16 protein-coding genes are annotated in these 13,242 nt (G+C 56.9%); 8 read left to right on the forward strand and 8 right to left on the reverse strand.

Annotated elements, in window-relative coordinates:
• Positions 1-61: 61 nt before the first annotated feature.
• Complete coding sequence (locus GFB49_RS10730) at positions 62-637, forward strand: hypothetical protein (RefSeq protein WP_153215856.1); 576 nt, start codon at positions 62-64, stop codon at positions 635-637.
• 1 nt (position 638) lies between these two features.
• On the opposite strand, the gene GFB49_RS10735 is transcribed toward GFB49_RS10730, so the two are convergent.
• Positions 639-947, reverse strand: a complete 309-nt coding sequence (locus tag GFB49_RS10735) for a DUF6476 family protein (RefSeq protein ID WP_153215857.1) — start codon at positions 945-947, stop codon at positions 639-641.
• On the opposite strand from GFB49_RS10735, the gene GFB49_RS10740 reads away from it, so the two are divergent.
• On the forward strand, positions 946-1,968 hold the full coding sequence (locus GFB49_RS10740; protein ID WP_153215858.1) for an RluA family pseudouridine synthase: 1,023 nt from the start codon (positions 946-948) through the stop codon (positions 1,966-1,968). The two genes, GFB49_RS10735 and GFB49_RS10740, sit on opposite strands and share 2 nt — an antisense overlap.
• Positions 1,969-2,546: 578 nt before the next feature.
• Positions 2,547-3,443: an RNA polymerase sigma factor RpoH gene (rpoH, locus tag GFB49_RS10745; protein ID WP_153215859.1), complete on the forward strand. Its 897-nt coding sequence runs from the start codon at positions 2,547-2,549 to the stop codon at positions 3,441-3,443.
• A 128-nt stretch (positions 3,444-3,571) separates the two neighbouring features.
• On the opposite strand, the gene GFB49_RS10750 is transcribed toward rpoH, so the two are convergent.
• On the reverse strand, positions 3,572-3,904 hold the full coding sequence (locus tag GFB49_RS10750) for a 4a-hydroxytetrahydrobiopterin dehydratase (RefSeq protein WP_153215860.1): 333 nt from the start codon (positions 3,902-3,904) through the stop codon (positions 3,572-3,574).
• Positions 3,905-3,916: 12 nt separating this feature from the next.
• Positions 3,917-4,705 carry a phenylalanine 4-monooxygenase gene (gene phhA, locus GFB49_RS10755; protein ID WP_153215861.1) on the reverse strand — a complete coding sequence of 263 codons (789 nt, stop codon included), beginning with the start codon at positions 4,703-4,705 and terminating at the stop codon, positions 3,917-3,919.
• Between the two features lie 139 nt (positions 4,706-4,844).
• Between phhA and GFB49_RS10760 the strand changes: the two genes are divergently transcribed.
• Positions 4,845-5,300, forward strand: coding sequence for an Lrp/AsnC family transcriptional regulator (locus GFB49_RS10760; RefSeq protein ID WP_153215862.1), 456 nt, complete (start codon positions 4,845-4,847; stop codon positions 5,298-5,300).
• Positions 5,301-5,371: 71 nt separating this feature from the next.
• On the opposite strand, the gene GFB49_RS10765 is transcribed toward GFB49_RS10760, so the two are convergent.
• Positions 5,372-6,052, reverse strand: a complete 681-nt coding sequence (locus GFB49_RS10765; RefSeq protein ID WP_153215863.1) for an ArsR/SmtB family transcription factor — start codon at positions 6,050-6,052, stop codon at positions 5,372-5,374.
• Between the two features lie 72 nt (positions 6,053-6,124).
• Between GFB49_RS10765 and GFB49_RS10770 the strand changes: the two genes are divergently transcribed.
• A complete protein-coding gene (locus tag GFB49_RS10770) occupies positions 6,125-6,448 on the forward strand; it encodes an NIPSNAP family protein (protein WP_153215864.1) in 324 nt (107 codons plus the stop codon).
• 11 nt (positions 6,449-6,459) lie between these two features.
• Positions 6,460-6,783: an antibiotic biosynthesis monooxygenase family protein gene (locus GFB49_RS10775; RefSeq protein ID WP_153215865.1), complete on the forward strand. Its 324-nt coding sequence runs from the start codon at positions 6,460-6,462 to the stop codon at positions 6,781-6,783.
• Positions 6,784-6,786: 3 nt separating this feature from the next.
• Here the strand turns inward: GFB49_RS10775 and GFB49_RS10780 are convergent, their stop codons facing one another.
• Entirely contained in the window at positions 6,787-7,323 is a 537-nt protein-coding gene (locus tag GFB49_RS10780) for a MarR family winged helix-turn-helix transcriptional regulator (RefSeq protein WP_194269316.1), read from the reverse strand.
• A gap of 198 nt (positions 7,324-7,521) precedes the next feature.
• On the opposite strand from GFB49_RS10780, the gene GFB49_RS10785 reads away from it, so the two are divergent.
• Entirely contained in the window at positions 7,522-7,938 is a 417-nt protein-coding gene (locus tag GFB49_RS10785; RefSeq protein WP_153215867.1) for a cupin domain-containing protein, read from the forward strand.
• 20 nt (positions 7,939-7,958) lie between these two features.
• On the opposite strand, the gene GFB49_RS10790 is transcribed toward GFB49_RS10785, so the two are convergent.
• A complete protein-coding gene (locus GFB49_RS10790; protein ID WP_153215868.1) occupies positions 7,959-9,086 on the reverse strand; it encodes a Hint domain-containing protein in 1,128 nt (375 codons plus the stop codon).
• A gap of 500 nt (positions 9,087-9,586) precedes the next feature.
• Here GFB49_RS10790 and GFB49_RS10795 point away from each other — a divergent pair, with 500 nt between their 5' ends.
• Positions 9,587-10,354 carry a DJ-1/PfpI family protein gene (locus GFB49_RS10795; protein WP_214644951.1) on the forward strand — a complete coding sequence of 256 codons (768 nt, stop codon included), beginning with the start codon at positions 9,587-9,589 and terminating at the stop codon, positions 10,352-10,354.
• 539 nt (positions 10,355-10,893) lie between these two features.
• On the opposite strand, the gene GFB49_RS10800 is transcribed toward GFB49_RS10795, so the two are convergent.
• Both GFB49_RS10800 and GFB49_RS10805 read right to left on the reverse strand, forming a co-directional pair.
• Complete coding sequence (locus GFB49_RS10800) at positions 10,894-11,385, reverse strand: GNAT family N-acetyltransferase (protein ID WP_153215869.1); 492 nt, start codon at positions 11,383-11,385, stop codon at positions 10,894-10,896.
• Entirely contained in the window at positions 11,382-13,202 is a 1,821-nt protein-coding gene (locus tag GFB49_RS10805) for a M3 family oligoendopeptidase (protein WP_153215870.1), read from the reverse strand. Before GFB49_RS10805 ends, GFB49_RS10800 begins: the two co-directional genes overlap by 4 nt.
• Between the last annotated feature and the right edge of the window lie 40 nt (positions 13,203-13,242).

Consider the following 13,242-nt stretch of genomic DNA (forward strand, 5'->3'; position numbering starts at 1 on the left):
TAATTGGGGGAAGACCTCCAGAGCGTTGTTTCAGGTATTGATTTTCAGAATGGAGAGTAAAATGCGCGCTGTACTACGTCCTGTGGTGACCACTTTGTCAATTGTCAGCATGACACTTGCGCCTGGGCTTGTGAGTGCTCAATCGACCGGTGTGCTTTTTACGGTTGTCGTCCCTGCAGGGGGATTTGGCTCTTCGCTTTACTTGCGTGAACTTCTGAGCAGCCTCACGGCAGCACGTCTGTTCTGTCAGCAACTGAACGATGAAACCTTGCAGGTGGACTGCTTATCCGATCGTTTGGGGCAGGTGGCCCAAGAAATTCCGGAAGACACCGACTATGATGAGGTAAGATCGATCCTTGCCGACACATCTGCTCAGTTGGGAGAACTTGCGCGTGCGAACCATGATCGCGCACGGGGCCGCCTCAGGGCGACGCAACCCGGTCAAGGTGAAAAGGGCGCAACCCGGCCCCTGCGCCCCATTGCTCCGGATGCGTTGGCTGCCGTGAATGCGCAGGCGGTTGATATTCTTGAAGAGGCCAAGACCAAGCTTTTGCGGTCCGCGGATGGTAAAAACCGCAATCAATATGCACGCATCGCCCAGGCGCTCGAAAGCAATAAGGTGCTGCTGCGCTCCTGATCTATTGTGCGTCCAGCGTGATTTCTTGCCGGATTGCGCCTGAGAGGCTGTTTAACACCAAAACGCGGTTGTCTGTGGTGACAACCGCAATCCAGCCGTCACCAAATGTCACGGCTTGCGCTGTCACTCCGGTCGGCAGGGCAATATTTTCCGGCAATTGCGGCCCGCTGTTGGACAGGCGGATGACAAGCAGCGCAACAATGACTAAAAGCCCGCAAACCATTACCGCAGTCAGCCCTGTCACCAATCGGCGCAGGAACTTCAGCTGACGTGGTTCCTCTTCTGTTTCAACGTCCAAAGGGTCAGTCATGGGCAGCCGCCAAATCTCATTTGTTATTGCGGAAAACCCGCCTAAACGGCTTGATAAAGCGCTTTCGCGTGATGTGCCAGAGGAGGCTGCCCTGTCGCGCACCCGATTGGCGCGGCTGATCACGGATGGGAGCGTGGCAGTGAACGGTGTGGCTTCAACCGATGCCAAGGCGCGCGTTGCGGCCGGTGATCAGGTGGAGATCACGGTCGAAGAGGCCGATGAAAGCCACATCGGCCCCGAAGACATCCCGCTGGAGGTGGTGTTTGAAGACGATGATCTGATTGTCGTGAACAAACCCGCAGGCATGGTGGTGCACCCGGCGCCGGGCTCGCCATCAGGCACGCTGGTCAATGCGTTGCTGCACCATTGCGGCGACAACCTGTCGGGTGTGGGTGGGGTGAAACGCCCCGGCATCGTCCACCGGATTGACAAGGAAACATCGGGCCTCCTGGTGGTTGCAAAATCCGATGCCGCCCATCAGGGTCTGGCAGCCCAGTTTGAAAAACACACCGTTGAACGCGCCTATCGCGCTGTGTGTTACGGGGTGCCAGCGAGCACTGACCCCCGTCTACGCGGCGTGCGCGGCGCCAGTTTTGAGCCTGGCAATATCCTGAAGCTCACCACCCAGCTGGCGCGTCACAAAACCGATCGCCAGCGTCAGGCGGTGCTGTTTGAAGGTGGTCGCCATGCGGTCACGCGGGTGCGGGTTGTGGAGAGCTTTGGCGCGCCTGCCGCGCTGGCGCTGGTGGAATGCTGGTTGGAAACCGGCCGTACCCATCAGATCCGGGTTCACATGGCGCATGCGGGTCACGGTCTGGTTGGCGACCCCACCTATGGCGGCAAACGCAAACTCTCTCCCAAGGCGCTGTCGGCTGCGGCCATAGCCGCGGTGTCGGGCTTTGACCGCCAAGCCTTGCACGCCGCCGTTCTGGGTTTTGACCATCCAGTGACCGGGGAGGCCCTCCGGTTTGAGGCACCTCTGCCACAAGATATGCAGGATCTGCTCGCGACACTGGCCTGAAACACCTGGCCCAAAGCTGGCCTGTCCAGAATACCGTTCCCAAGCTAGCCTGCGTCGGCACTGGCCACGGGGTGTTTCGCCTCGGGCACGCCCGAGGCGACCCGCGCCGCGCCTTTGGCGCGGCGCTTGGCCCAACGCCGGACGGGGTTCGCAAGAACACCAAGCCGGGGGCGGGAGGGCCTGTTGTTGCCCAAAGCCCTGCAAAGGCACGCAACAGACAGTGCAAATTGGATGATTTTGCCGCTTTGCGGGCGCTGGAATTGTAACAAATCGGGGTTTGGGCGTTTTTTTTATCAGAAAATCACCCTTGCAAAAGACGCCTCACAAAACGCCTGATTGTGCCTGTCCCGCCTGGCAAAGGCCTTAAAACGTTGCCAAAACCGGAAGGTTCGGATCAATCCCCAGCTCTTCGGCGCAGCTGCCAATGTTTCAGGGCCGCACATCACTGTGACGCGCATCACAGAGCTTTTGATGAAACCAAACTATACAGTTTATTAAAGACACATCTTGAAGCGCTGTTTGCGCTACCCCATATGCCTCAATGTTAAGCCCTTAAACATTACGGGAGGGACATCAAAATGGCCAACTACGCAAATCTACCGGCACCAAGCCCGGAAGGCGGCCTCAACCGCTACCTGCAGGAAATCCGCAAATTTCCGCTTTTGGAGCCCGAAGAAGAATACATGCTCGCCAAGCGCTGGGTCGAAGAACAAGACGCAGCCTCGGCACATAAAATGGTGACATCGCACCTGCGCCTCGCGGCCAAAATCGCTATGGGCTATCGTGGCTATGGTCTGCCACAGGCCGAGGTGATCTCTGAAGCCAACGTCGGCCTGATGCAGGCGGTCAAACGGTTTGACCCTGAAAAAGGCTTCCGTCTTGCGACCTATGCCATGTGGTGGATCCGCGCCTCGATCCAGGAATACATCCTTCGGTCTTGGTCCTTGGTGAAACTCGGCACCACCTCGGCGCAAAAAAAGCTGTTCTTTAACCTGCGCAAGGCCAAAGCCCGCATTGGTGCGCTGGACGAAGGAGATATGCATCCCGACAATGTGGCCCGCATCGCAAAAGACCTAGGCGTGACCGAGGATGAGGTGATTTCGATGAACCGCCGCATGTCCGGCGGCGATGCCTCGCTCAACGCGATGGTGGGCGGTGACGGCGAAAGCACCATGCAATGGCAGGATTGGCTGGAAGATGAAGATGCCGATCAAGCTGGTGATTATGAAGCCCGTGATGAGCTGGAAGCCCGCCGCGAGCTGCTGACCCAGGCCATGGATGTGTTGAACGATCGCGAAAAAGACATCCTGACCCAGCGTCGCTTGGCGGACCAAGCCAAAACACTGGAAGAGTTGAGCGGCCAATATGATGTGAGCCGCGAGCGGATCCGTCAGATCGAAGTGCGCGCTTTTGAAAAGCTGCAGAAGAAAATGCGAGAGCTGGCCAAGGACAAAGGCATGTTGGTCACGCATTAAACTTGCGGATTGTGCGGCATTTGATCTCCCCCACGGTCTGGCTTCCCTGAAGGCTTGCCTCCCAAATGGGACGTCAGACGTTGAAAACCCCGGTCCTCAGGGCCGGGGTTTTGCCGTATTTCAAGGGATCAGGATTTCGACAGGATCTCATCAAATCGTTTGGCGCAATTCACATCCACCGCAGTGACGCCACCGGCGTCATGGGTGGTGAAACGGATCTCAAAATACCCCCAACCCAATCGCATGTCCGGATGGTGGCCTGACTGATCCGCAAGAAACACCGCAAGGTTGCTGAGGTATACGGCCTTGGCAAATCCTTTGGTCTGCCATCGGCGCAGCAATGCGCTCTCATCACTGTCAAACTGCCAACCCGGCAGGTCCTGCTGCAGCGCTTGGGCTATGTCACTGTCGCTCAGACGGGGGGTGCCAAATCCGCAGCGAAGGTTTGTATCGGTTGTCATGTTGCAGATCCTTCAGGCAACTTTTGGGGGATATTTGGGCGCATGCAGCCCCAGCGACTGGGCGGTGCGAATATCCGCCATCAGATCCCGCTGGGCTGAGGAAAACAATTCATCCGCGTCGCGCAGCACAAAGTAGACGGGTTGCGGAATATCGATCCGATACGGCGTGCGCAGAATGTCGATCACGTCAAAAGGGCGCAGTTCCGGACTGCCCGAGCGGCTCCACTCCAGCTCTTCCGGTGAGGAGGCGAGGCCTGATCCCAGGCCTTTGATCTGACCATCTTCTTCCATCAGGCCAAATTCAACCGTGAACCAATACAGACGGATCAGCCATTTGTAATCGCTGGCTTCGCATTGGGACCCGGCCTGACCGATGGCCTGGGAAAAGGCCGCGAAACGGGGATCGGTCAGCAGGGGCGTGTGGCCAAAGAGTTCGTGGAAGATATCGGGTTCCTCGATATAGTCGAAATCTTCGCGTGAGCGGATAAAGCTGGCGGCTGGAAACACGCGGTTGGCCAGCATGTCGAAAAAGGTGCCAAAACCGATCAGCGCCGGCACTGGCGCGACGCTCCATCCTGTCAGCGCCTGCAGCCGTTCAGTGACCTCAACACATTGCGGGACCCGCTCATGGGGCAGGGCGATACGTTCGAAGCCTTCCAGATAGGGGCGTGCCATATGTTTGTGGATTTCGGGCTCCTGGCGCGCAAAGAGATCTGCCCAGACCGCGTCATCCTCTGCTGAGTAGGGAATGCGCCCATCTGGGCCTGGCGTCTTGGCCGCGTATTTCGTGGATTTTGGCATCTGCTCCTCCTGATCCTGTACCTGTAAGGTTCAGTTTTGCGCGAGATATGGAAAAATGCTTGCCTATCTTGCGTACTTTGGACTGAGATGAGGATAATCTGTTTGCCAAACGGGAAAGGATTGGAAAATTTCACTCACTCTGGATGATGCGGATCATCGGCTGCTGGCGGTTTTGCAAAACAATGGCAAAGCCTCGCTACAGGAGCTGGCCGAGGCCGCGGGGCTGTCGCAGTCGCCCTGTTGGCGGCGGATCAAGCGGATGGAGGATGCAGGCCTTATTCGCGGGTATGTGGCGCGGTTGGATCCCAAAGGGTTGGGGTTACATGCGCTTGCCTATGTCTTTGTCACCCTGATCGATCACCGCGAAGAAACCATTGCCGGGTTTGGGCGACTGGTCGCGCGGGAAGAGCGGATTGTCGAATGTGCCTCGATCACCGGGAGTGCGGATTTCATTCTGAAAGTTGCGGCCAAAGACCCCGAGGATCTGGAAACCTTCCTGATGAAAGGGGTGCTGGCAACCGGTATGGTGCGTGAAAGCCAGACGCATTTTATCCTGCGCCAGACAAAAACCCGCAGCCCTTGGCCCTTGCTTTGACGCGCTCTGAACCCGCGTCAATGTTGCGCGCGCGAAACACATGACCGTTTGATGGAAGTGATCAGCTTGCGTCAGGATTCAAAGGTCGCGGCAAAGGCTGTTTCGCCTTTGTCCGAAAAGGTCAACACCCGCGACCCTGCGCTGCGGGTGAGCCAGTCGAGCTCTTCCATGCGGGTTAGAAGCGCACGGCCCAATGAACCCGCTAGATGGGCGCGGCGTTCGCTCCAGTCGAGACAGTCGCGGCACAGAGGTGCGCGTTTGCGCGAGAGGGCGTCCAGATCAATGCCAAAATCGCGCATCAATGCAGCGCCTGTGTCAGTCAGAATCGGACCGTCATCTGTTTTGCACAGGTGCCCCTGCGCCATGAGGCCATCATACAGCCGGGTGCCCATGTCGCCGGCCAGATGGTTGTAACAGACGCGCGCCTTGCGCAGTGCCGCGTCACGGGGGCCGGTGCGGGTGCGAAAGTGTCCGGATTTGGCAGCAACGCCCATCAGGGCTTCCAGAACGCCTGCGACCTCATCAGAGGCCAAGGCGAAATATTTGTGCCGCCCCTGTTTCACCGTTTGCAACAGGCCACCGTCTACCAGTTTGGTCAGATGAGAGCTGGCGGTTTGTTGCGTCACCCCAGCCACGCGGGACAGCTCGCCAGCCGTGAGCGCTTTGCCACCCATCAGTTCCACCAGCATATTGGCGCGGGCGGGATCGCCGATCAGCGTGGCAATGCGGGCTATGTCGGGTCCGTCTTTCATAGTTCGATCATAATCGAAGCATTTGCGCATTTCAATCCATTAGGATCGGGGCAGCAGATGAAAGGACACCCGATGCTGACTTGTGTTATCCGATATCAGATTGATCCCACCAAACAGGCCGCCTTTGCGGAATATGCGCGCAATTGGGGGCAGGCGATCCCACGGTGTGGCGCGGATCTGGTGGGATATTTTGCGCCGCATGAAGGGTCATCCACGCTCGCCTATGGGATTTATAACGTGGCCAGCTTGGCCGCGTATGAGGAATACCGCACCCGTCTGGCCGCAGATCCGCTTGGGCAGAAGAATTATGAGTTTGCGCAGCAGGAAAAGTTCCTGTTACGAGAAGATCGGACCTGGCTCAAGCTGGTGTCTGCGCCCCATGGGCCCGCGAAATAAGGACGCCAGCCATGATTGTTGTGATCTTTGAAGTCGAGCCCAAAGAGGGCTGTGTGGACATGTATTTGGATATCGCCGCCGAACTGCGACCTCTGCTGGAGGAGGTGGAGGGTTTCATCTCGGTCGAGCGCTTCCAAAGCTTGACCGCGCCTGGGAAATACCTGTCGCTTTCGACGTTTGAAGATGAGGCGGCCGTGGCGCGCTGGCGTGAGCTGAGCGCCCACCGCGCGGCGCAGGGAAAGGGGCGTGCAAGCTTGTTTGAGGACTATCGCATCCGCGTGGCACAGGTCATGCGGGATTATGGCATGACCGTTCGGGACGAAGTGCCCGAGTAACCGTCAGTCGCTGTTTTCTAGGAAGAATGGCAGCTTGCGCAGGGTGGCTTCAGCATCGGTCAAAGTGGCGTGAATGCCTTCTGAGAGGGTTGCAAAACTCTCCCGATCGAGCGAGCCGAACAGGCTGTCGTTGACATTACGCAGGACCGGTGCCAGCGCATGGATCGCTTCGGCGCAGGTTGGGGTGATTTTGACCAATACTGACCGGCCATCGTCCGGATTTGCGGATTTTGACAGCAAATCCATTTCGACCAGCCGTCCGACTTCTTTGGTGACATGGGCACCAGAGACATGCAGCGCTTCGGCCACTTGGGCCACAGTGCGACCCAGCTCCCCCTGATGTTGGGCGACATGCAGCAGGATATTGTATTGCGGCTTGGTGACGCCCAGACGTTTGGCAAACTCTGTGCGCATCTGTTCAATGCGGGTGGCCAGAGCTGTGACGTCATAAAGCAGCCGCCGCAACAAACGGTCGTTCCCGTCGATCAAGAGTTCTTCGCGCGTGATTGTGCGCGGGAAGGTGAAAGATGTGTCATCCATTAACTGTCCTTCTAACTCTGGTGCGGCGCTGCGGTCCATCGGTGGTACTGGCTGCGCGCGAATTCTGTCAAGCATTTACACAGGTTTGTCAGGTCACATTCTCTTAGCGAAAAGGTTATTTGAAAAGCTAACTAAGGCAGGTAATTTCACCTCATCCTCTGTTTGATTGAGGGTTTAGAGTTCCAAGGAGACCCGCAAATGACTAAGTTTTTCCCGGCAGTTGCCGGTGCCGCAGCGGCCGTTTTGATGTCCGCAACCGTGACCCTGGCGCATGATGGCCACAAGGCGCCAACCGAGCACAAGGGCGTCAGCGTCTTTGGCAAGGATGCGCTGGAGTTGGGCGCACAGATCCCGGCGATGGAGGGCTTTCAGGTCCGCGTTCGTCAGGTCAAAGTTGAGCCCGGCGGAATTGTCGCCAACCACGATCACAGCACCCGTCCGGGCGCATACTATGTGATTTCCGGTGACGGCGTGACCGAACACCGCGGCAACGAAAAATTCAATGTTCCCGCAGGCACAGCCGTTCTGGAGAGCCAGGATGTGGATCACTGGATTTCCAACGATGGTGGCGAGGCGCATTTCTTTGTCTTCGACATCGTTCCTGTCGAAAACTAAAGCTATCCGGCGGGAGGAGATTATTCTGCCGCCGGATGGATTGGTATCTGTTGGGACAATACGCGCACAAGGTTGCGTGTGTCCTGGCAATTGAGAACAGGGCGCGCATAGGGGCCATAGCTTTTTTGCGCGTCCTCAGTAAGTTTGGGGAAAAGCCTCGCAATCGCGCCGCGGTGCTGGGGGGACAGGAGCTTCATAGCGGTCTGCCCTGGGTAAAAGCTTTCGGCCCGGGCGCCGTTGGCCCAAATCAATGCGTGCTGATCCAACATCAGAGCATAGTATCTTGCCTCGGATTTGCCCTTCATCTGGCGTATGTGGCGCATTTCGGTCAGCCCTTTGGCCACGGCCAGAATTTCGGCTGCACCATGAGCAAACAGTACCTCTGGACCGTCCAACAGAATGCGGTGCTGAGGCGAGACGGCAAGATCGGTGGTTGGGTAACCGGGGCCTAAACTGCCGGCCTTGATCTGGATGGGGCGGTGATGCGCATTTTCTGCGGTGAACACCATTTCGCGCCGCCCGATCCAGCGAATGGGCAGTGGGCCGTGATCTACGGTTGCGACCAAATCACCGGGTTTCAAGTTTTCAACCCGAGTTTCACCCAATGGCGTGCGTATCATTGTGCCCTGAAGGAAGCAGACTGGAGCCACGTTGTTGTCGCCCGAGACGTCCATTATTATGTCGTGACCAAATGGGTTCCAGTCCAGATCGCGGATCTGGATCGAGGTGATGTCGGGCAGGTCCCCAATGCTGTCGTCGAAAACAGTAAAATACCGATCAGATCCCCCGCCGAGAGGTGACGCGATGATAAAGGCGACTTCTGACATATAGCAGTCGCCGGTGAGGTCCACGGAAGAGGCTCCACCGTTGTAGGTTACAGTGACGGCTTGCGTGTCATCCGCTGGAGAGACCAGCTGGGTGATGTAGGCCTTGCCATCAATAATGAGCGTTCCACTGTCGCTAGCATAGGAATCATTCAGTTCTGAAATATGGGAATTGGAGTTAGCGCTGTCGCTATCCGAATAGGTTGCATTGTCCACGACCCCTTCAATATCCCCGCCGCCGCCCGGTGTGACGGTAAAGGTGGCATTTGAATTCAGGGAAGACAACTCGATCAGGTCAGGTAGGGGAGTGTTGCTGGCACCCATGGGTTGTCTCTTTACATTTAGAATTGAAAATCCAGCTTTTCACGAAGATGTTAAAATATATGTTATTGCGATTGATGAATGTGGCACAGGCTCTTGCGTTTTGATCTGGGCCGTCGGCGATTGCAGTTTTGGTTGGTGTACATCAACGGATCGTCCTTAGCGCGCTGCTGAAGGAAAGCAAGGCAATAGCCTGTGAATTAATTTTATCCTTCACGCCAAAACCGCATCTCCCTGCAGGACCTCATCCGAGTTGTGGGCAGTCCTTGTGCAACCCGAGGCCGTAAGCCTCTTATTTGACGGCAGTTTTTTAGCGCTTGAGGTGGGTGCTCTGGGCACCTTTCCGAGATTTTCTAACGTTCAAAGGGCGGTTTTTCAGTGCAGCGCTTCATGCGCAAATCAATGTGATATTACAGACGGTTAATTGTGATCTCGAACGACGTTAGAACCAAACTGGCGACCTGAGTGTTTGGCGCGCAGGCGCATTTTATTGGAGAGTATCTATGACATTTATAAATTCGTCTGTTGAGGCGTCTGTTCCCCAGAACATTAATTGGGCGAGCATGATCAACTCAGCGGCAGCTGCCGTGGTGCCAACCGCGGCGACGTTCGGTGTGTTGCTGGCCCTAAGCGCTGGTTCCGCCTTGGCCGCTGATGAAGACGAGACCTTCCGTATTGGCGTCATGCTTTATGACAGCATTCTGACCAGCGATGTCACTGCCCCGCTGGAGGTGTTTGGCGCAGCGATTGCCAATGAGGTTGTCGAAAATGTCGAGATTGTCACCATCGGCGCTGAGGCGGGTTTGATCAAGACCCATGAGGGGCTGACTTTGGCTGCGGAATACAGCGTTGCAAACGCGCCAGAGCTGGATGCGATTATCGTTGGCAGCAGCTATGACATGGATCCGGTTCTGGATAATGAAGCCTTTATGACTTTTGTTCGGGAGCGTGGCGCAGAAGCCGAATGGTTGGCGAGTAATTGTTCCGGTGCCTATGTGCTGGCCGACGCTGGTTTTCTGAAAGGGGTTCGGGCGACAACCTATCCCGGCGGGGAGGTTTGGCTGAAGCTCAACCACCCGTCTATCAACATTGATATCAACGAGACCGTGGTCGTGGATCAGAATGTGATTACCAGCAATGGCTCGATGGTGAGCTATGCCGCCGCGTTTGAGTTGCTGAAGCAGGTCGCCGGTGCCGAGGAAGCGCGAGAGATCGCGGATACGCTGTATTATTCTCGCCTGGTCAGAGCCTTTAACGAGGCGCAGTCTTAAGAGCTGCTTTTTTCTGCGTGTCGGGCTGCTTTGGTTCGGTACGCATTGCGCGCAACAAACCCCCGGTTCCATTATAATGGGCCGGGGGTCTTGAATTGCTGGCGTCCGCGGGCAGAGAAACCTGTCCTGGACGGGCCTGCCTCACGGTGGGTGCGTTCGGATGGGTGTCGGGAGGATCTGGCGAAAGCTGGATCAGACTGGCTGGCACTGGCTGAAAAACGCTGGCGAGCAAAAAACGACATGGCGGCTAGCTAGTGATCGGTCGGGGGCTGGCGTTGGCACGTCTGGCTGGCCCTTCGGCTGGCTGGTGTGTGCCGTGGCGAGCTGCCTTTGATTTTGGCTTGCTCATTTGTCTTGAACATTGATTACGATGATTCCGCTATGGAAGCAAGAAAAAACTGAGCAAAATCAAATAGTTGATTATTTTTGTCGGATTGCTGAAGGCGAGTATAATTCTCGGATTTTTCCGCGCTGCGCATTTTATGGGTGCGACCAGTTTGGTCATGTCAGAAAACAAGCCTTGGCCGGAGCAGAGTGTCTCAGGCGCGGGGCAGGGGAAGGCGCATCACCGCTTGAGGGCCAGCTGCACCGTGAAGCCAAACCTCGCCTGTGTTCTCAAATCCCGCGCGGGTATAGACTGACAGCGCTGTGAGATTTTGGAAATTGACGGTCAAATAGACAAAATTCGCGCCCGGATAGAGCGGGGCCAGATGGGGTGCGAGCCGGTGCATGGCGGCTGTTCCCACCCCTTGTCCCTGCACGCGGGCGTCAATGATCAGGGCACGCAGACCGATGTCCGTTACGGGCGCAAAGGTAAAACTGGTGTGATAACGGCGGTCAATTTTGAAAACGCCGACGGGTGTGGTGTCTCCGTCGGCATCTGTTGATAGGATCTGATGCAGGTCAAACCGCTCGGGTGGCTCTTTCAGGATCTCCTCCACCGTGCCGGCAAAGGGGATCTGGTCCGGGAAGGGCGCGATATGCGCCACTGTGTGGCCGTCAGACCAGTCCAGTGGCGCAAGGCTGATCACCCTTCCATCGCCTCAAGCTCGTCGATCATGTCAGAGATCATGCTGAGGCCCTTGTCCCAGAATTTGGGGTCCGAGGCATCCAAGCCAAAGGGTGCGAGCAGTTCTTTGTGGTGTTTCGAGCCACCTGCTTTGAGCATGTCGAAATACTTCTCTTCAAAGCCTTCTCCGCCCTCGGCATAGACCGAGTAGAGCGCGTTCACCAAGCCATCGCCAAAGGCATAGGCGTAGACGTAGAAAGGCGAATGCACGAAATGCGGGATATAGGCCCAGAAGGTCTCATAGCCTTCGACAAAATCAAAGGCTTCACCCAGGGATTCCGCCTGCACCGACATCCACAGCGCGTTGATGTCATCCGGTGTCAGCTCACCTTCGGCGCGGGCGGCATGCAGCTTGCATTCAAAATCATAGAACGCGATCTGGCGGATCACCGTGTTGATCATGTCCTCGACCTTGCCGGCCAGCAGGATCTTGCGCTGTTCTTGCGTTTCGGCCGCATCCAGCATTTTGCGGAAGGTGAGCATTTCGCCAAAGACAGACGCGGTTTCGGCCAAGGTCAGCGGGGTAGACGACAGCATCTCTCCCTGTTCGGCGGCTAGCACCTGGTGCACGCCATGGCCCAGTTCGTGCGCAAGGGTCATCACATCGCGCGGTTTGCCCAGGTAGTTCAGCATCACATAGGGGTGCACATCGGTGACGGTGGGATGGGCAAAGGCGCCGGGGGCCTTGCCTGGTTTTACACCGGCGTCGATCCAGCCCTTTGTAAAGAAGGGCGCGGCGATTTCACCCATGCGGGGATCAAAGGCGGTATAAGCGTCCATGACGGTTTTTTCCGCATCTTCCCAGCTCACGGTGCGGGTGTCTTCCATGGGCAGCGGCGCATTGCGATCCCAGACCTGCATGCGGTCCAGACCCAGCCATTTGCGCTTTAGATCGTAATAACGGTGGGAGAGCTTGGGGTAGGCGGCAACCACCGCCTCGCGCAGCGCCTCGACCACCTCGGGTTCCACGTGGTTGGACAGGTGACGCCCGGTTTGCGGCGTCGGCATGCCACGCCAGCGGTCAACGATCTCTTTTTCCTTGGCTTGCGTGTTGTGGACGCGGGCAAAGGTTTTGATGTTGTCGTTGAACACACGGGCCAGTTCGCGGGTTGCGGCCTCGCGTTTGGTGCGGTCCTGTTCAGTGAGCAGGTTCAGCGTGCCTTCGATGTTCAGCTCTTCGCCGTCGACGGTAAAGGTCAGGCCTGCGATGGTCTCGTCAAACAGACGTTCCCAGGCATCGCCCACAACGCCAAGGTCATGCAGGAACTTCTCCAGCTCATCGGACAGCTGGTAGGGTTTCATCGCGCGGATGCGGTCAAAGACGGGTTTATAGCGCGCCAGATCCGCGTTGGCGGCAAAATGCGCGGCCAGCACGTTGTCGTCGATCCGGTTCAATTCCAGCGTGAAGAACACCAGCGGTGTGGTGAAAATCGTGATCTGTTCCTGCATGTCGGACATGAACTTGGCCCGGCCCGCATCGGTGGTCAGCTGGTAATAGCGCAGACCCGCAAAGGACATGATGCGGCCTGCGATCTGGTTGATCTTTTCATTGCGCAACACGCATTGCAGCAGCCCGTCGGCGTCCAGCTCGGCCAGCTTGCCTTCGTAATCTTTGGCAAATGCGGCGCATTCCCCTTGGAGCCAGTCCAGATCGCGGGTGAGTTCGGGCGCGTCTTCGCCGGAGTAGAGATCAGAGAGATCCCATTCCGGCAGTTCGCCCAGATTGTCGGAACCCGAGGACGCATTGGCATCAAAGACTGGAAAGGGCAGGTGGAACATGTTGGCTCCTGATTTTGAAAAGGTCTGACACAACACTTAT

Origin of the sequence: Tritonibacter litoralis, from assembly GCF_009496005.1 — a bacterium.
GTDB classification, from domain to species: Bacteria; Pseudomonadota; Alphaproteobacteria; order Rhodobacterales; family Rhodobacteraceae; genus Epibacterium; species Epibacterium litoralis.